Source organism: Rothia sp. CCM 9417, from assembly GCF_048513575.1.
Taxonomy (GTDB): Bacteria; Actinomycetota; Actinomycetes; order Actinomycetales; family Micrococcaceae; genus Rothia.
This window is the reverse complement of sequence record NZ_JBLXXT010000007.1, coordinates 47,329-66,295: the sequence shown is the minus strand read 5'-3', so window position 1 is coordinate 66,295 and position 18,967 is coordinate 47,329. Positions and strand designations below refer to the sequence as shown.

General features: G+C 59.6%; 13 protein-coding genes and 1 tRNA gene. 10 read left to right on the top strand and 4 right to left on the bottom strand.

Annotated features, from left to right (window positions below):
• Positions 1–342: 342 nt before the first annotated feature.
• The 4 genes from ACN082_RS08345 to ACN082_RS08330 all read left to right on the top strand — a co-directional run bounded on the left by ACN082_RS08345 (position 343) and on the right by ACN082_RS08330 (position 7,336).
• Positions 343–415: transfer RNA gene (locus tag ACN082_RS08345), tRNA-Arg, on the top strand.
• 183 nt (positions 416–598) lie between these two features.
• Positions 599–919: a 2Fe-2S iron-sulfur cluster-binding protein gene (locus ACN082_RS08340; protein WP_419100399.1), complete on the top strand. Its 321-nt coding sequence runs from the start codon at positions 599–601 to the stop codon at positions 917–919.
• A gap of 5 nt (positions 920–924) precedes the next feature.
• The gene (locus tag ACN082_RS08335) at positions 925–1,686 is read left to right on the top strand and encodes a DUF4232 domain-containing protein (protein ID WP_419100398.1); all 762 of its coding nucleotides are present in this window, start codon (positions 925–927) and stop codon (positions 1,684–1,686) included.
• A 25-nt stretch (positions 1,687–1,711) separates the two neighbouring features.
• A complete protein-coding gene (locus ACN082_RS08330; protein WP_419100397.1) occupies positions 1,712–7,336 on the top strand; it encodes a DEAD/DEAH box helicase in 5,625 nt (1,874 codons plus the stop codon).
• 91 nt (positions 7,337–7,427) lie between these two features.
• On the opposite strand, the gene ACN082_RS08325 is transcribed toward ACN082_RS08330, so the two are convergent.
• Complete coding sequence (locus ACN082_RS08325) at positions 7,428–7,562, bottom strand: hypothetical protein (RefSeq protein WP_419100396.1); 135 nt, start codon at positions 7,560–7,562, stop codon at positions 7,428–7,430.
• A 277-nt stretch (positions 7,563–7,839) separates the two neighbouring features.
• Here ACN082_RS08325 and ACN082_RS08320 point away from each other — a divergent pair, with 277 nt between their 5' ends.
• From ACN082_RS08320 to ACN082_RS08295, 6 genes are all read left to right on the top strand, one after another.
• Complete coding sequence (locus ACN082_RS08320; RefSeq protein WP_419100395.1) at positions 7,840–8,724, top strand: DNA-formamidopyrimidine glycosylase family protein; 885 nt, start codon at positions 7,840–7,842, stop codon at positions 8,722–8,724.
• 444 nt (positions 8,725–9,168) lie between these two features.
• Positions 9,169–10,302 carry a pseudouridine synthase gene (locus tag ACN082_RS08315; RefSeq protein WP_419100394.1) on the top strand — a complete coding sequence of 378 codons (1,134 nt, stop codon included), beginning with the start codon at positions 9,169–9,171 and terminating at the stop codon, positions 10,300–10,302.
• 261 nt (positions 10,303–10,563) lie between these two features.
• On the top strand, positions 10,564–11,832 hold the full coding sequence (locus ACN082_RS08310) for a glycoside hydrolase family 76 protein (protein ID WP_419100393.1): 1,269 nt from the start codon (positions 10,564–10,566) through the stop codon (positions 11,830–11,832).
• A gap of 18 nt (positions 11,833–11,850) precedes the next feature.
• Positions 11,851–12,336, top strand: coding sequence for a TspO/MBR family protein (locus ACN082_RS08305; RefSeq protein ID WP_419100392.1), 486 nt, complete (start codon positions 11,851–11,853; stop codon positions 12,334–12,336).
• A 166-nt stretch (positions 12,337–12,502) separates the two neighbouring features.
• The gene (gene tgt, locus ACN082_RS08300; protein ID WP_419100391.1) at positions 12,503–14,002 is read left to right on the top strand and encodes a tRNA guanosine(34) transglycosylase Tgt; all 1,500 of its coding nucleotides are present in this window, start codon (positions 12,503–12,505) and stop codon (positions 14,000–14,002) included.
• Between the two features lie 2 nt (positions 14,003–14,004).
• Positions 14,005–14,508 carry an SRPBCC family protein gene (locus tag ACN082_RS08295; RefSeq protein WP_419100390.1) on the top strand — a complete coding sequence of 168 codons (504 nt, stop codon included), beginning with the start codon at positions 14,005–14,007 and terminating at the stop codon, positions 14,506–14,508.
• Positions 14,509–14,621: 113 nt separating this feature from the next.
• Here the strand turns inward: ACN082_RS08295 and ACN082_RS08290 are convergent, their stop codons facing one another.
• The 3 genes from ACN082_RS08290 to ACN082_RS08280 all read right to left on the bottom strand — a co-directional run bounded on the left by ACN082_RS08290 (position 14,622) and on the right by ACN082_RS08280 (position 18,148).
• Positions 14,622–15,062: an acyl-CoA thioesterase gene (locus tag ACN082_RS08290; RefSeq protein WP_419100389.1), complete on the bottom strand. Its 441-nt coding sequence runs from the start codon at positions 15,060–15,062 to the stop codon at positions 14,622–14,624.
• 138 nt (positions 15,063–15,200) lie between these two features.
• Entirely contained in the window at positions 15,201–16,571 is a 1,371-nt protein-coding gene (locus tag ACN082_RS08285) for an amino acid permease (RefSeq protein ID WP_419100440.1), read from the bottom strand.
• 197 nt (positions 16,572–16,768) lie between these two features.
• Positions 16,769–18,148, bottom strand: a complete 1,380-nt coding sequence (locus ACN082_RS08280; RefSeq protein ID WP_419100439.1) for an amino acid permease — start codon at positions 18,146–18,148, stop codon at positions 16,769–16,771.
• Positions 18,149–18,967: the final 819 nt, after the last annotated feature.

Below are 18,967 nucleotides of genomic sequence, written 5' to 3'. Positions count from 1 at the left end.
GCAATGAATAAACGCGTTGTGCGGTGCACTTTCACTTCATCGTGTACGTCTAGCCTACCCAGATATAGGTCTTTTGTCAGAATTAGTACAAATATTTCGCTCCGATCTTCCTCACACCCCCGTAGCAAAACCTAAAAATCATTTGGGCATGGCACAATACAGCCACATCAGCCCCGGAGCGCCCCCGGTGGCCTTAACCAGGCTGAGACCAAACTGAGCAGACAGGGCACCCACCATAAGTGAGAGCAGTGTCACGCGCTTTCGATTTGCACACCTCCAAAAACCTGCGTAGAGTATTACCTGTTGCCAAGACGGGCTAGAGATAGTCAGCCAAGGCACAATGCGCCTGTAGCTCAACGGATAGAGCATCTGACTACGGATCAGAAGGTTGGGGGTTCGAATCCCTTCGGGCGCACACCAGAAACCGGCCTCCTTGTGGGGCCGGTTTTTTTATTGCGGTTACCTCAAGAGGCCGCAGAACCCCATGACCGTGGGGTAGTTTTCACCACAAAAACGGGCTTGCTCTTGCCTATCCCATAAAATAGGGGAAGACAAGAAGGCCAGACGGCCTCACTGCCGCATCAGCACAGGAGAAGATATGAGCGTAAACATCACGGTCACCGATGAAAACGGTACCACCAAAGACGTGACCTGGGAGCCCCACCAGAGCATGCTCGACGCTGTCCTAGCAGCCGGCTTCCCGGTACTTGCTACCTGCGGCGGCAATGCCTCATGCGCCACCTGTCACGCCTTTATCGATCCCGAGCACTTTGCCGCATCGGGCGAACGCGAAGAAGCCGAAGAAGACCTGCTCGATATGATCGATGACATCGCCAACGAGTGCTCTCGCCTCAGCTGCCAGACGGAATACTCCCAAGGAATGGACGGGGCACACGTTACCCTGCAACCAGGAATGTAAATGGCATGAAAACCCCCAAACCCCTTATCCCCCTTGCTGCCCTGAGCCTCCTGCTGGCCCTTACCGGTTGTGGCTCCAATAAGCCGAGCCAACCAGCAGAGACTTCGGAAGGCACAAGTGCCTCCGCGGTGGCGACTTCCCAAACAGCAACCTCCACCAGCCCAAGCCCCACAGCAACGAGCTCCCCAACTCAGACAGCCGCGGCCCCGACACCCAGCGTCTCAGATAGCCCCGAACCCGTCCCTACGGGAACCGTTATCACTGTTGAACCCAGCCCCACTCCCAGCCCTGCTGATCAACCAACAGGGGCCGCAGGGCAGGCTCCCAGCTCTATGGCAGGCGTTGCCGTATGCGACTACGACCAACTCTACATTGAGGCGGCCGTAGCCCCCGGTGGAGGTGCCGCAGGCTCACGATATATCAACCTCACCTTCACTAACACCGGCTCCGCCCCCTGCTCTATCGGAGGCTACCCCGCCGTTCACTACGTGAATTCTGCTGGCCAACAAATTGGTGCAAGCGCCGCAAACGCCACCGACTTGTCATCCTCAGGAGGGGTACTAGCCACCGGTGAGTCTCTCACCGCCATCCTGCGTGAAACACGCGCCGGACTCTACGCGGATCGTTGCCAGAGCGTCGCGGCGACCGGCTACTCCATCCAGGCCCCCGGAGCATCCCAGGCACTCGTACTCAACTTTGCGTCCGAAGCCTGCTCCAATACGGACATCACCCAGCTCACGGTGGGTGCTGTAGGTGCCGCGCCCTAAGCGCTTTCTACAGGCTAAGAGGGCTATGGCTTCTGAGGACACTTCCCGGGCTCTGAGGTTTTTCTCGGAGCCAACCCGTCGCTGGTTTGAGGGGGCTTTCACAGCACCCACTGCCGCCCAGGCCGGCGCCTGGGCGGCTATCAGCGCCGGTCGGCATGCCCTAATTGTGGCCCCCACCGGTTCCGGTAAAACGCTCTCAGCTTTCCTGTGGGCGCTAGACCGCCTGCACTTTGATCACACCGCCGCATCCAATGACACAACAAGTCGGGAACCCAGCGTGAGCGGGACCAAGGTCCTCTACATTTCACCGCTCAAAGCCCTGGGTGTGGACGTCGAACGTAACCTGCGTTCCCCACTCATCGGTATAGCCCAGACCGCCCGTTCCCTCAAGATGGAACCTCCCCAGGTTCGCGTGGGGGTACGCAGCGGGGACACCCCCGCCAAAGAACGCCGCCAGCTCATCAGCAACCCACCGGATATTCTGATTACCACACCGGAATCCCTCTTTCTGATGCTGACCTCTAAGGCCCGCTCCACGCTCACCTCGGTTCACACCGTCATCATTGACGAGGTACACGCAGTAGCAGGAACAAAACGCGGTGCCCACCTAGCGGTAACCCTAGAGAGACTAGACCAGCTCCTAGAATCCCCCGCCCAGCGCGTGGGGCTCTCTGCCACCGTAGAACCGGTAGAAACCGTTGCCCGGTTCCTGGGCGGCTCCGTCCCGGTGGAGGTTGTGCAACCACCCTCAGAAAAACAGTGGGAGCTCACCCTCTCCGTACCCGTGCCCGATATGACAGCCCTGGGCGGCCCCAATGCTTACGGTGAGATGCCAGCTGGCACACCCTGGCATCAGGGCAGCAGCACAAAAAATCGTGCCCGCGAATCCGCTAAAAACTCAGCTACCGAGTTCAATGATGGGCTGGCGCTAGCTGACTCCCTAGCCGATGAGGGTCTGCTCCGCCCCGAGCAGGTCGATACCGCAGCAACCCTGCCCCAAGACCTCACCTTGGCTGATGCTCTGGGCATCCGCCCACTGGCGGGCCCCGCCCTAGGTTCCCCAGAACCGGAGGAAGAAAGCCCGGCTAAAGCAAGAGACAGCTACTTTGACCAGCCTCTGCCCACCGTGAGTGAGAACGGCCCCCATCAGGCTCTCTGGGAGGCGGTAGGAACCTACCCGGGCGAGCAGAGCGCCCCTAGGCACCCGCGCCAGCCCATCGAACTGACCATCCAAGAAATAGCTGAAGAAGCGGGGGCCGCAGAACAGGTAGAGGGCCCCGACGATTCCACCCCGCCCTCACCGGCATCCGGCTACCAGGCTTCTATCTGGCCCCATGTTGAAGAGCGTATTGTTGACCTAGTAGAGGCCAACCGCTCCACCATCGTGTTTGCTAACTCCCGTGGCCTGGCAGAGAAGCTAACAGCACGGCTGAACGAAATCTACCTGCAACGGTGCCAGGCCCGCCAAGACCTTAGCCCTACCGGCGAGCCTTTGACGGTGACCGGGCCCAGCGGGAGCACCGAACCGCGCACCGTAGCCGATATCCTGGCCCAACAGCTGGCTCAGGCCAACCCCGCGCGGCTAGAAGCAGATGACCCTAAACTCCCTTTACGCGCTACTCCTACTGCGGGCACAAGCTCACCGGCCCAGATAATGGGGGCCTCGGCGAGCGCCTCAGGTGCCCCACCCCTGCTGGCGCGTGCCCACCACGGTTCCGTCTCTAAGGACCAACGCACCCTCATTGAAGAGTCCCTGAAATCGGGCCAGCTCCGCTGTGTGGTGGCTACCAGTTCGCTCGAGCTGGGCATTGATATGGGGCAGGTTGATCTGGTAATCCAGGTGGAGGCTCCCCACTCAGTAGCGTCCGGGCTTCAACGGGTGGGCCGTGCCGGGCACCAGGTGGGCGAAGTATCGCGTGGCTACCTCTACCCCAAGCACCGGGGCGACCTACTCAACGCCACCGTTACCGTCCAGCGAATGTTAGCAGGCAAGATTGAGCCGCTGTCCATACCGGCTAATCCCCTGGATATTCTGGCCCAACAGACCGTTGCCGCCTGCGCCCTGGGGCCTATCAGCGTGGAGGCCTGGTTTGAGGCGCTCCGGGCTACTGCGCCCTTTGCTACCCTGCCCCGGGCGGCTTTTGAAGCCACCCTCGATTTGCTCTCGGGCTTTTACCCCTCCGATGAGTTCGCCGAGCTGCGCCCTCGCATCATCTGGGACCGCGGCGCGGGCACTATTGAGGGACGGCCCGGCGCTCAGCGGCTGGCAGTCACCAGCGGCGGTACAATCCCTGATCGGGGCCTTTTCCCCGTCTATATTGCCGGGGCAGAGGATTCCAAGGCGCCTAAGCGAGTGGGTGAACTCGATGAAGAAATGGTCTACGAATCCCGTGCGGGGGATGTTATCGCCCTGGGTGCCTCCTCCTGGCGGATTGAAGATATTAGTCACGACCGGGTAACCGTTACCCCGGCTCCCGGAGTGCCGGGCCGTCTGCCTTTCTGGCACGGGGATTCTCCCGGGCGACCGGCTGAGCTGGGGCGAGCACTCGGCACTTTCACCGGCGATCTGGCGCGGACCCTTGCCAAAGACCGGGCAGAGGCCCACCGGCAGGTAGGGGCGCTGGGCCTTGATGAGTGGGCCGCCGATAATCTGCTGGCCTATATCGGTGAGCAGACCCAGGCAACCGGTCGTGTGCCCTCCCATAAGCACCTGCTAGTTGAGCGTTTCCGTGATGAGCTGGGCGACTGGCGGGTTATTCTCCATTCCCCGCTAGGTATGCCGGTGCACTCCCCCTGGGCGCTGGCTGTAGGTGCCCGGGTCGAGGAAGGCTACGGTGTGAACGCATCGGCCATGGCCGCTGATGACGGTATTGTGCTGCGTATTCCCGCTATGGAAGCTGAGCCTCCGGGTGCCGAGCTCTTCCTCTTTGACCCTCAGGAGCTTGAGGATATAGTCACCGAGCGGGTAGGGAATTCCGCGCTCTTTGCCTCCCGCTTCCGGGAGAACGCCGCTAGGGCGCTACTCCTGCCCCGCAAGGACCCCGGCCGCCGTACACCCCTGTGGCAGCAGCGCCAGCGTGCCGCCCAACTCCTCGACGTTGCCCGAAAGTACCCGGCTTTCCCAATCCTGCTCGAAACCGCTCGCGAGTGCCTGCAAGATGTCTACGACCTACCCGAGCTCCTGGCCCTGCACCGGCAGATTGAGAGCAAGCAGGTCAAGGTCTCAGAAATCGAGACCGATACGCCCTCGCCCTTCGCCCGTACCCTGCTCTTTGGTTACGTCGCCCAGTTCCTCTACGAGGGTGACTCCCCTCTTGCTGAGCGCAAAGCCGCCGCGCTGGCGCTGGACCCGGCTCTGCTCGCTGAGCTCTTAGGCAAAGACGAGCTACGGGAGCTTCTGGATGCCGGGGTGATTCGTAGTACCGAAGCCCGCTTACAACGCCTTGCCCCCGGTTACCGCCTGCACGGAGTGGAGGGCGCCGCCGACCTGCTCCGGCTCTTAGGCCCTCTCACCGCCGAAGAGGCCGCCGCTAGGCTCCGTCTGCCGGGAGCTTCTCCTGATGAGGCTGCCCCCGATCCGACAATCACCCCAAGCCAGGCGCAGGAGCACCTGGAGGCCCTGGTAGCCGCCGGGCGGGCACTAAGCTTCCGCTTGCACGGGCGCAAGGTCTACGCCGCCCTGGAAGATTCCAGTCGCCTGCGCGATGCCCTGGGCGTGCCTCTGCCCATCGGGGTGCCGCTGGCCTTCCTTGAACCGGTCAAAGAACCCCTCCTTGACCTGGTAGCCCGCTACGCCCGCACCCACGCACCTTTCACCACCGCCCAGGCCGCCCACGCGCTAGCTCTGGGTATCTCCGTGGTCGAGAACGCATTGCGGGCTCTGGCCGCTGACCGGCGGGTACTCTCCGGTGAGTTCCTGCCCGAAGAACTCCGGGCTGAGCTAGCCCGTGCCCGCACCGGTTCTGATGACCCCAGCTACCTGGCCGGTACCGAATGGGTAGATGCTCAGGTTTTGCGCACCCTGCGCTCGCGGTCGCTGGCGGCCCTGAGAGCCGATGTTGAGCCTGTACCACCGACAACCTACGCCAGGTTCCTGCCTTCTTGGCAGCATGTGGGCTCATGGCAAATCACAGAAACCACCGCCGCACCCGGTACCTTCGGTGTCCCGGCCCAGCCTATTGTTGCCCGCCAGGATACAAGCGCCATGCTCTCAGGCTACGACGGCCTGCTCACGGTGGTTGACCAGCTTGCGGGGGTGCGCCTACCGGCATCAGCCCTGGAATCGCTCATTATGCGGGCCAGGATTACCGACTACGCCCCGGCTCTGTTGGATTCTGCCATGAGTGCCGGTGATGTGCTGTGGACAGGGGCGGGCCAACTTACCGGGGACGACGGATGGGTTGCCCTGCACCTGGCAGAGAGCGCCCCCCTGACCCTGCCCGATGAAGGTGAGCGGCAAGAAGCCCTGGCTGCGCTGGGGCCCTTAGAAAAAACGATCTATTCGCTCCTGAGCGGTGGGCTGTTCTTCACCCAGATTCAGGCTCAACTGGCGGCTCTCACAGCTTCCCTGGGAAATCAGCCGCCCAGCGACCGCGAGACATCCGATGCCCTCTGGAACCTGGTATGGGCTGGCCTGGTTACCGGTGACACCTACGCACCGGTACGCGCCCTCCTGGCCGGCGGCTCATCAGCTCATAAGGTGGCTAGCCCACCACCCCGTGCCCGTGGCGTAGGTATGCGTAGAGGAGCCAGCAGACTGTCGTCCTCCCGGCTGGGCTTAGGAACCGGGCCTACTGTCCAGGCACCGGCCCAGGTAGCCCCCATCAACGCTGGGCGCTGGGCACGAGTTGATGCTGAACCGCTTGACCCGACCGTGGCCGCAGCAGCCCGAGCCGAACTTCTCATGGACCGCTACGGAATACTCACACGGGGTGCCGTTGCCGTTGAGGGAACGGTCGGCGGTTTTGCCGGGGTCTACCGGGTGCTATCCGCAGCCGAAGAAAAGGGGCTAGCCCGCCGAGGCTACTTTATTGAGGGGCTGGGAGCTGCCCAGTTCTCAACCTCTGCCACGGTAGATCGGCTAAGACAGGCCGACCGAGCCACCTCAGATCCGCTGCCTGCTCAGCATATTAAGCACAGCGCCGCCCCTGAGGCTACCTACTCACCGGTTCGGACCACTCAGCGCGCTGTCACGCTCCTAGCGGCAACCGACCCGGCTAATCCTTACGGGGCGGCCCTCCCCTGGCCTACACCCACCCCCTGGGATGCTAACCGCACCCCGCTCAAACACAAGCCGGGGCGTAAAGCCGGTGCCTGCCTCGTCCTGGTAGACGGCACCCCGGTGCTCTACCTAGAACGCGGCGGCAAAACTCTCTTACCCTTTACCGAGGACCCGGTGCTTGTTGAAGTGGCGACCCCGCTTCTAGGCCAGCTGGTGCGCCTGGGCGTAGCCGACAAAATTGTGATTGAAAGCGCCGGTGGTATTGAGCTACTCAGCACACCCGAGCCTTTGACTCCAGCGGCAAAGGCTCAGCCAGCTAGCGCCGCCGATTCCGCGGCTGAACACCCGGTGCAGGCTCTCCGGCGAGCACTTCTAGCAGCTGGCTTCTACACCACCCCACGCGGTGTCCGTATGCGGAAAGACTACTAAACCACAGGACCTCCGAACCCGCTCAAAGGGCGTAAAAAATGGCCCTGCTGTTAGGGGGCAGGAAGACCATTATGCAAACAGGTACATTAAGCTACATGCTCAGTCTTTGGTCGAAATCATGGTAGCCTGCACGAAACTCTCGTACGCTACGAATAAGGTGCACATAGAGAGCACCGAGTGACATCACCAGCATCATAGCCAGAACAAGCATGAAAAGTAGGTACACCGCTTTGACCTCCATCTAGGGGACAGGCGGTAGGGGCCGCCTGGGGGCGGGTAGACTCAAGCAAAATAGCAGGAGTGCACCCTTTTGCATAAGGTAAGGGGACATGCCCGAAGCATCGATTGTGAGACTTTGAACACAGAAAACTATACACCGCTTTCTATTGTGGCTTGAAAATCTACGGTTTTTCTATCTTTCATGTCAGCTGACCCTGAGGGTGAGGCCGGTGGTAGCTACCGTAGAATGAGGCAAATTTTGGTGCGATAAGAAAGGTAAAACCGTGCCCGAGGGAGACACCGTATGGAGGCAAGCCCGGTCCCTCCACCGCGCACTTGCCCACAGAATAGCCCACACGACAGACTTTCGAGTTCCCTCATCTGCTGGCATCAACCTCAGCGGTCAACCTATCCACGGCGCGCTCGCACGCGGCAAAAATATCCTGCTACGCATCGGCGATACTACCGTCCATTCGCACCTCAAAATGGAAGGTATCTGGCACATTTACGGAACGGGACCCGATGGCCGCTCCGACCCCTGGAAACGACCCGCAACCGCAGCCCGCGCCATCATCCAGGCTAACGCCCGTTTAAACCCCGACGGGACACCTCTTGAGGGGAGTAGGCCTATCACGGCGGTCGGCTTCAACCTCGGTGTCCTGGAAGTTTTCCCCACCAGCCAAGAGCAAAGCAGGCTCTCCCACCTGGGGCCGGATATTCTGGGGCCTGACTGGTCGCTATCTCAGGCTGTAGCACGCTTGTCCGCCCAACCCGACCGCGCCATCGGGCCAGCCCTACTCGACCAAAGGAACCTAGCGGGGATAGGCACCATTTACCGGGCTGAAACCCTCTTTCTTGCCGGGATTGACCCGAGCACCCCGATCGGCGCAATCCCCGACCTGGCCGGGCTCGTCTCTATCGCCCACCTGCTCCTTGATGCTAACCGGGCCAGGCCCCACCGGGTCACCCGTACCACTACCGAACCCCTATGGTGCTACGGGCGGGTAGGACGCCCCTGCTACCGCTGCGGTGCAACCATCGTAGGAGAAGACCTCTCAGATACTGGCGTGGGGGCTAGCCGCTATACACCCGGCCACCTGATCGCCCGTCCCGAGGACATAGACCGCCTGAGCTACCGGTGCCCAGGCTGCCAAATACTTTTGAGCTAAGGCAGGCGATCACTGGCGGGGCATATTCACGCAAGTACTCCCGCACATAAGGAATAGTAAAATCTACATACCCGTGGCGAGGCCAGCTCATAGCTCATGAGTCGGGACCTATAGGTATTCGCCTACTGAGGAGTGCCCCCAACCACGCTCTAAAGCTAAATCCTTATAAGCCTTAAGTAGAACTGTCTTACCTGCCCTTGGGGCTCCGGTCATGAGTAAAGTGCGCGCCGGTTCAACCAATACCGTCTTTGGTAGCTTCAGCGAGATCAACAAGTAGCTGACCACACCCACCAACAGCGGCGGTGTGACACCGAATGTAGGAGTAAAGGGGTGCGACCTATGGTTGATTCCTCATCCTTTTATTATTCCTTCTTATTCTTTCGTATTTTGGGTAGAGATTTTGCAAGGTCTCATCCGGTTCACGCTCCTGGAATAATAGGGGGCATGCGCCGAGTCAACCGCCACCTCACGCCCCAGCCCCTACCCCAACGCAAGGGCATCGATGCTGTCTCCTTCACCCTGCCCGATGCTAACGACCCCACAGACAATGTTCTAGGCACCAGCACCGTCTTGGACTACCTGGTGGCCCGTTTCTACCCCCACCAGTACGAGCTTTTTGCCAGCCGTTTTGAGCGCAAGGAAGTAAGGGACGCTCAGGGCAACCCGGTAGCCCCCACCGCACCACTGACCGGCCAGAAAATCTGGTACTACCGGGAGCTAGGCCAAGAAAAGCCCGTCCCCTTCGACATGCCTGTGCTCTATGAGGACGAGTGGGTGCTGGCTATCGATAAACCCCACTTTCTGCCCACCACACCCAACGGCTCCTTTGTCGCGCACACAGCCCTGACCCAACTGCGGGTACGCGAGCACAACCCGGCCCTCATACCCATCCACCGCCTGGACCGAGCCACCGCCGGAGTGGTCCTCTTTGCCAAAGTGCCAGAGGCCCGAGCCCCTTTCCAAACCATGTTCCAGCGGCGTGAACCCACCAAAACCTATGAGGCCATCGCAGCACCGCTGAGCACCGGGGGCACAGAGCTGGCCCCGGGGGAAAGTCTGACGGTTCGCTCGCGAATTGAGAACGCCCACGGCTCCTTGCAGGTAGCCCAAACCGATATAGAGTTTTTAGCTGGTGACGCCCCGGCCCTGCCCCTTGAAACCAAGGCTCAGTTGAGGGAGCGGCGGCGCTCTGGTGCCGGTTTTTCTGGGCAGAATGCCCAGTCCCGCATCACCTGTCTAGAGACCTTCGAGCTTGCACCGGGCCTTTTACCCGACGCTTCCACAGCTAATCCAGCTTTGCCGCTACCGGCACCGGGCAGACGCCTAACCCGCTATCTTTTGGAGCCCCACACCGGCAAGACCCACCAGCTGCGTGTGCACCTTGCGGCAACGGGGGCACCGATTCTGGGGGACGTTGTTTACCCCGAGGTCCTCCCTATCGCTGAGGACGAGCCAGCCCTGCCCCTCCAGCTTCTGGCCCGGTCGCTGAGCTTCTCCCACCCCGTAACCGGCCAGGCGGTGCTGGTGGAGAGCCAGAGGCAGCTGACCTTAGCCCCAGGCCCCAGCGGGGCTCCCTAAGCCCGTGCTGTGGCCCAAACCTTCACATGTGCGTTCAAAGAACCCACCCATGAAGGTTTAGCACACATGAAAAGACGGACCGCCTCAACCAGGCTCACCCACAAAAAAGAAGCCCGGTTGCACACCACCATGAATGGCCGCCGGAAAAACCGCCCGCCAAAGACCCGCATGAGGTACTTGCCCTTGCTTACATGCACCTACCGGTGGGTAAACTAACAGACAGTACCATCAATTCGCCCCAGCCTCCCGCGAAAGGCAACTATGTGCCCCAGACACTCAAACACCTCCCCTGACCAGCTCAATACCCTGGCCGCCGAGCACTGTTTGACCCTGGCCAACCGAGCAGACACCGCACGCCACTCTATACTCCGACTCTTTGGGTCCAAGGCTGCGGCGCTCCCCGGAACGCTCATTGGGCGCGTAGCCCACCCCGATACCCGCCCCCGCCGCCAGCGGGCAAGGGAATGGCACTACTGGTGGCAGGCCCACCTCATGGATGCGCTGGTAGATACCGGTTTCCGCCAGCAGGCCGCGGGGCAAGGAAACGAAGCCCAGGAGGCTCTCAAACAGGCCCGGGCTCTTCTACGCGGTATCCAGGTACGCAACTACGGCTCCTACCCCAATGACTTCTACGATGACATGGCCTGGCTGACCTTGGCCTGTGAGCGTCTCAACCGGCTAGCTCTGGCGGTGGAGGGTGACGGTGACAGCGCTGCTCAGGACGCTGGTCAACGCCTCTACCGGGAGCTGACCTCAGCCTGCACCGCTGAGGTGGGCGGTGGAGCTTTTTGGTCTAAGGATCACGACTTTAAGAACACCCCTGCTACCGCTCCTATAGCGCTGGCCTTTGCCCGCGCTCACCGGTACAAGGAAGCCGCAGATTTGCTGAACTGGTTGCAAGCTCACCTTTTGGACCCCGAAAGCGGTCTTTACCTGGACGGTGTCAAAGTTACCGGTAGCGGTGAACAGGCAGGCATTTCCTCGGTTGAGCGAGGTCTCTACACCTACAACCAGGGCCCGGTTTTGGGCGCTTATCTGGCCTTACTCCATGCCGGGGCTACAGACCGGCTAGTTCTTGACCCGGTCACCCATATCGCCGAGCTGGTTGACTCTGTTGACCGTACTTTCGGCCTTGATTTTGAGGTTTCCAGCACCGAGAGCCTGCGCCTACTCCGCACCCAGGGTGGTGGTGACGGCGGACTCTTTACCGGGATCCTCGTGCGCTACCTAGCCGATGTGGCTCTGCATAGCGCCCTGCCCGAGGCTACCCGCGCCACAGCGCGGGGGCTTGTTCTGGCAACCGCTGAGGTCTTGTGGGACGGCCGGCGCGAGTTTGACCCCGATCTGCCCATGAGCGAGCCGGGCATTGACCCCAACGAGATTCGTGGGCAGGCCGTTGCGCTTTTCTCCCCCCATGTTGAACGCCATATCTCCGATCTTCTCAAGCCCGGTCAGCCGGTGGATCTTTCCACCCAGATTCAGGCCTGGACTATCATAGAAGCAGCACAAAGAATTTTTGCCTCAGACTAGATTAAAAAGGAGTAGCCCATGGCTCGGCTTTCACCCTACCTTCTGACAACTTCAGCTACCTGTGCCTGTGCGGTTGCTGGTTCGCTAGCCTCAGACCCCGACAGTAGCTACTACAAGAACCTCACTAAACCAGCCTGGAACCCGCCCAACTGGGTTTTTCCGCTTGCCTGGACCTCGCTCTACACCTGCATAGCTGGGACCAGTGGCTACACCCTGGCCCGTTTAAAGCAAGACGGTAACACTGAAGAGGCAGGGCGCTACTCAGCAGCCTTAGCAACCAATCTGGCGCTCAATGCTTCCTGGAGCTATACATTCTTCCGGTCGCACCGTTTAGGTTTAGCAACTGCGCACGCAGGTGTCTTGGCCCTTAGTTCTGCTGATCTGGTGCGGCGGACTGCCCGGATCAGTAAATCCGCTGGCGCCCTTCTGGCCCCCTACGCGGGCTGGACCGCTTTTGCTACGGCTCTTTCAGGTAGCATCTGGTGGCTTAATAACAAGAACTAGCGGTTGGTCCATACTGCTCTGCCCCCGGGGTGCAAGAGGCAGGAGGGTTTCCGACCCGATGAGCCCATTGGCTAGGCTGGTCTCATGACTTTTTGGACTGGCTTTCTCAACCGGGCGCAAGCCCGCCCACTCCAGGCTGTGGAAAGGCTCTAGTAGACTAGGGCTTGTGCTCAATACCGAATTTTCTGATCCCGGCTTCTCCTTTGAGCTGGGTAACCGCCTGACCGAAACAGCCGCCCCCTCCGCTGCCCACCGCACCGCAAACGGTGGGGACTTCCAGGGGCGCACCGGCATCATTCACACGCCTCACGGCGACATTGCCACCCCCGCCTTTACGCCCGTGGGCACCAAGGCAACCGTCAAAGCAGTCTTGCCCGAAGCCATGAAAGAGCTCGGCTCCCAGGCCCTGCTGGCTAATGCCTACCATCTCTATCTCCAGCCCGGCCCCGATGTGCTCGACGCCGCAGGCGGTCTGGGCAAGTTCATGAACTGGGACGGCCCTACTTTAACCGACTCCGGCGGTTTTCAGGTCATGAGCTTGGGCTCTGGCTTTAAGAAAGTCATCGATATGGGCACGGTCGCCGGTGCTGTGGGTGCCGATGGGCGGCCCATCGGTGATGACGACGTAGCCGCCGGCAAAGAACGTATGGCCCATGTGGACGATGACGGAGTTAACTTCAAGTCCCACATCAACGGGGATATGCACCGTTTTACCCCCGAGGTATCCATGCAGGTTCAGCACAAGATTGGTGCTGATATTATGTTCGCTTTCGACGAGTTGACCACGCTTTACAATTCTCGTGCCTACCAGGAAGAGGCCCTGGAACGCACACGCCTGTGGGCTCTGCGCTGTATTGCTGAGCACCAGCGACTGACCGCTGAGCGGGTGGGCAAGCCCTACCAGGCTCTCTTTGGGGTCATTCAGGGCGCCCAATACGAGGATCTACGCCGCAAGGCCTGCCGCGATTTGGGGGCCATGCCCTTTGACGGTTTCGGCTTGGGCGGCGCCCTGGAAAAAGAAAACCTGGGCACCATTGTGCGCTGGTGCACCGAGGAACTTCCCGAAAATAAGCCCCGCCACCTGCTAGGTATCTCAGAACCGGACGATATTTTTGTGGGTATCGAGAACGGGGTAGATACCTTCGACTGTGTCTCACCCACCCGCGTTGCCCGCAACGCCGCCGTCTACACCCCCAATGGTCGCTTTAACCTAACCAATGCCCGCTTCAAGATGGACTTCAACCCCATCTTTGAGGGCTGTGACTGCTACACCTGTACCCACTACACCAGGGCCTACCTGCACCACCTCTTTAAGGCTGACGAGCGTCTTTCAGCCACGCTAGCTTCCATTCACAACGAGCGGTTTATCGTCAAGATGGTCGATGATGCCCGCCAGGCCATTGACGACGGCAGCTACTTTGACTATCGAGATCACTTCCTGGGCCGGTATTACGCCAAGAAAGTGGCCCAGCAGGCGGAGCAGGAGGCCGCGCGGGCGCTTAGGGCTGAGCGAGAGGCTAAGAAAGCTGCCGCGGCTCAGGCCCGTTGGGAAGCCAATATGAAAGCCAAGGCAGAGGCCGAGGCCCGCCGCGCGGCACAGGCCGCTCTTGCCGCGCAAGCTGACGAACACAATGCCACAGAGACCAAGGCCAAGCAGGAGGGCTAACCATGCAGGATTTCACGCTCGAAGACCTCACACCTGAGGAAACCATTACCTACCGGCACGAGTTTGCCGCCAGCCCCGAACAGCTCTACGAGGCCTTCACCAATCCGGCTCTGTTTGTGCGCTGGTTTGGCCCCAAGGACTGGAAAATTATTCCCAGCACCCTGACCCTGGAGCCGGTCATTGGCGGGCGTAAGCAGTTCGTCATGCGCCACCGCCAGCAGAAGACTTTCCAGGCTCCTATGTACATGCGTTTTATTACTATGCAGGAGCCGCATCTGCTGGAGTACCGCGAAGCTCTACCAACTCCCCAGGGTCAACCCAGCGACACTCTCATCGGTCTGCGTCTTGAGTTTGAGGCGGGTACCGCTGTGACCGAAGACGGCGTGGGCCAAGGAACTATCCTCAAGCTCACCCAGGGGCCCCTCCCCCAGGGCGTGCACCAGCAGACCCTGGACTCCTGGAAGGGTTCCTTTGAGTCTCTAGCCGCTCTGCTGGCCGCCCGCTAGGTTCCAGAGCAAGCGAGTGTAAGGGGAATGTACCCAAGGCAGTAGATTTTATACAGCCTTGGGCGCATTCCCCCTCATTTTATGCGCGGATATGCCCGGTTGGAGGCACCCGGTCAGGCCGTCAGCTTTTGGCGCTGTTCGGCGCTCAGCCGCATGAGTGAGCCGGTGGCTGTGCTGTAGAAAGCTAAAGTAGTGGTGGCAGAAACGCAGTGGGTGCCCTCTAGAGGGTCGTAAAGCTCGTAGGCCAGGGTAAAGGAGGCCGGGCTGACCTTACTGACGTGTACCTTGGCGGTCACGGGCATGCCCCGGTAAGCCAGGGGGCTGCGGTACTTGATGTGGTTCTCAGCTACCAGGGCCTGGGTACCCTCGGGTAAGTCAGCAAAGAGCGGTAGCACCGGTTGATGATTTCCCGCTTGCCCCGATGAGGGCGGGCACCCCAAGAGAGCCACACGGGCTTCCTCAAGGATCTGCACGATAGTCACATTGTTGACGTGCCCGTAGGCATCCATGTCTCCCCAGCGGAGCGGAATCTCAAAAGTGTAGGTAGTGCTCATACCTTTTACTGTACCCAGGTCACGGTAAAAAACCTGCCCCGCTACCGGTCACTGCCTTGAGGAGTCACCTATCTTCTTAGGGAACCCGGTGAGCATCAGTGGGGCACCCGACAGCAACAGGTTAGTCTCTGGGCGGTCTTAGTCCTGGGAATTTGCTGCCACGGCGGCATCCGCTTCGGCAAAGGCATCTTCAAAGCCGGTGTGAACGCGCTTAACCACGCCAAAGTAAACCATGGTCAGGATGAAGAAATAGGTAACACCGATGCTTGCAGGTGCTGCGTTTCCGGTGCGGGCAAAGAGGGCCGCCCAGATGGCGAGCAGGAGCAAGATACCGGCCCCGGCAGTGACCCTGCCGCCCCACATGCGGAAGGCTGAGGAGTTACCCTCAACGCCCTTGAAGGCAATGTAGGCCAGAAGAATCAGTACCCATACGGTCAGGGCGCAGACCATGGTCAGCGTCATCATCAGGCCAAAGGCCTGCCCCGGCTGGAAGACCGCAAGCAGGATTGCCAGGAGCACCCCGGAGGTAGAGGCCCACATTGCGGGAACGGGAATACCCTGGGCGCTCACTCGGGCCAGCTGGCGGGGCGCCATCTTTTCAGTGGCCAGTGAGTGAAGCAGGCGGGTGCCCGCGTAGAGGTTGGCGTTAGCGGCAGAGAGCGCGGCCACTAGAATCACGAAGTTAGTGATACTGGCAATTGCGGGTACCCCGATTTCGGAGAAGACCAGCACAAAGGGTGAGGCTTCTACCGAACCGTCCAGTTGGGCCGCTGATTGCCAGGGAATAATCGATACCACGATAAAAAGTGAGATCACATAGATGGTGGAAAGCCGCCAGATATTGGCCTTGGTGGAGGCCCGCACCGAGCGAACCGGGTCTTTGGCCTCTGCCGCGGAGATAGAGAGCATCTCGATGCCGCCGAAAGAGAACATCACAACTGCCAGGGACAGCCATATACCGTGGAAGCCAGTAGGCATAAACCCGCCGTCATTGGTCAGGTTAGCTATACCAGTTGCGGGGTGGTTAGGGGCGCCGACAAAGATGAGGGCTAGACCTATCAGGACGAAGAGGAGCAGGGCAATGACCTTGATGGAGGAGAGGAAAAACTCCATGGTGCCAAAGTAGCGCACGCTGCGCACATTCAGGGCGATAATGACCAGCCCGAAGAAGGCGACCCCCGCCCACAGGGGCAGGGCAGGCCACCAGTACTGGAGGTAGGTGCCCACAGCGACCAGCTCAATACCGGTAATGACGGCGGTAACCGTCCAGTAGGCCCAACGGGTTAGGTAGCCCGCGTAAGAGCCCAGGTAGCGCCCAGCAATGGAGCCGAAGCCGCCACGCACGGGGTAACGCACCGCCATTTCACCGGTGGCGGCGGCGATAATGGCGGCCACCAGTGAGCCGATGGCGTAGGCCAGGATAACGGCGGGCCCGGCCAGGCTAATAGCTCCACTGGATCCCAGAAAAAGACCGGTGCCCAGGGCAGAGCCCAGCACAATCATGGTCATTTGGTGGTGAGTTAGTGAACGTTTGAGGTTGTGTGTCTTACCCGCGTCGGCTTGCTGTGCCACAGTAAATGGACCTATCCCTGTTAGAGCTTGTGTGTCTATTGATGTGATTCTACGGCAGAACGCTGGTTCTAGCTCCCAACCTGGGGTCGGGGCTAGAACCAGCGTCCTCATATCTTATGTGACTATGGAGGGAACTAGGGGCGTTTCTCGGTCACCGGCAGCTGGGTAGTAACGGCCCGTGCATCCTCAAAGGCATCGTCTGAGGAGCGGACGTTCTTCTTGACCCCGGCAAAGTAGGTGAGGGTGACAAGGGCGAAGAAGGAGAGGCCCACCAGGACGGAGGTCAACATGGATTTATCGACAAAGAACATGGCGATGAAGGTGGCGACGATACCGGTGAGTCCCAGGGCTGCGGTGGCGGCCCCACCAAAGACCTGGAAGGGGGCTGGGTCTTTTTCGCTCTTCTTATAGGCAATGTAGGAGAGCAAGATCATAGACCATACAACGAGAACGCTGACGGTCACCAGGGCCATCATGTAACCGAAGATGTTACCGACACCGGAAATCGCCATAATCATAGCTACCACGGCCCCAGCGGATGAGGCTGTGAGGGCTAGAACGGGGCTGCCCTGGCCGCTGGTTCGGGCTAGAACTCGTGGGGCCATGCCTTCGTGCCCCAGGGAGTGCAGTAGCCGGGTGGCAGCGTAGAGGGCTGCATTAGCACCAGAAAGCGCTGCGGTGAGCAGGATGAAGTTGGTGATACCACCAACATAGGGGATACCTAGTTCGCTAAAGACGGTTACAAAGGGGGAGCCCTCAATTTCTTTGCCGAGCTCAGATGCGTTCCGCCAGGGGATGATTGCCACGATCACCAGGAGGGAGAGCACGTAGAAAGTGGCTAGTCGCCACATCATGGCCTTAGCTGATGAGCGGACTGAGCGGACCGGGTCTTTGGCTTCTGCCGCGGAGATGGAGATCAGTTCAATACCGCCGAAGGAGAACATGACTATGGCCAGGGCTAGCCAGATGGAGGCCGGGCCGTTGGGGATGAAGCCGCCATCATTGGTCAGGTTGGCGGTTCCTACGGCCTCTTGGCCTGGTAGTCCAAAGAAGACCAGGGCTAGGCCAAAGATGATGAAGAGGATCACGGCAGTGACTTTGATGGAGGAGAGGAAGAATTCCACGACACCAAAGGATTTGACGCTGGTCAGGTTGAGGGCAAAGATAGCGCCACCGGCGATGAGCACCCAGATCCAGAGGGGGGCTTGGGGGTACCAGTAGGCCATGTATTTGCCTACGGCAACGACTTCCGCGCCGGCCAGGGTGACGGTGGTCATCCAGTAGGCCCAGCGGGTTAGGTAGCCGGCGTAGGGGCCCAGGAATTTACCGGCGATGGTACCGAAGCCACCGCGCACGGGGTAACGCACCGCCATTTCTCCGGCGCAGGCGCCGATGATAGCGGCTATGAGCGAGCCGATAGCGTAGGAGATGATGACGGCGGGCCCAGCGATAGCTATGGCTGGGCCAGAGCCTAGAAAGAGGCCTGTACCTACGGCCAGGCCCAGGGCGATCATGGTCAGTTGGCCGTGTGAGAGTGAGCGGCTGAGTTGGCCGTTTGAGGCTTGGTCTGCGTGAGAATGTGCCACGGTTATCCCTCCCCTTCTTGTCAGTATGTGGTGTATGTAATGAACCGCAAGTTTACACAGGTTTCCCCTGCAAAAACGTGCCTTACTGAAAGACCATTATGCAATGAGATGCAGCTCACCCTCTTGGTTGTTAGTGCAAGCTCTTGGGCGATGAGAACCGAGTGACTAGCCATGTAATTATATTGAGCATCTACAGAAGTAGAGGTTATTAGCCGACCAGACAGACTGGACAGCAACTATTGAAAGTTAAGCAACCTGTAACTCTTATCAGAACAACCAACACAGTTACTCACATATGAAATACCCCTTCCTGATGAATGCACACCCCCATTGAAAAAATTATTGAATCGATATCATCAATAACTCTTGCCGCGTACAGAGCGAATCAGTACGTTAAGAACTAAATAATCCTTTTGATCCCCAAGTTCATCCAAAGACGGTTGACCAAGCCACTCAAAGGAGTACCCCGTGAAATTCACATACCATAAACAACTTTTTGCAACTTTTACTGCTTTACCATGGGTTTCACGCCTGCCTCTTGCCCGGGCTTCCCCCGCCCCCATTTTCGACTCTCTAATATCACCAGAACAACTTCTAGTGTCATTGTAGAAAGTATTGGCCACGATACCGATTGGCGTTATAAATCCGCTATTTGGTGGTTAAAGGCGGGCAGCACCACTTCCAACTCAAATAGGCAAGAACGCACTCTCTACCAACAAAATGTGGCGTTTCCCTGCAAGAATAAAA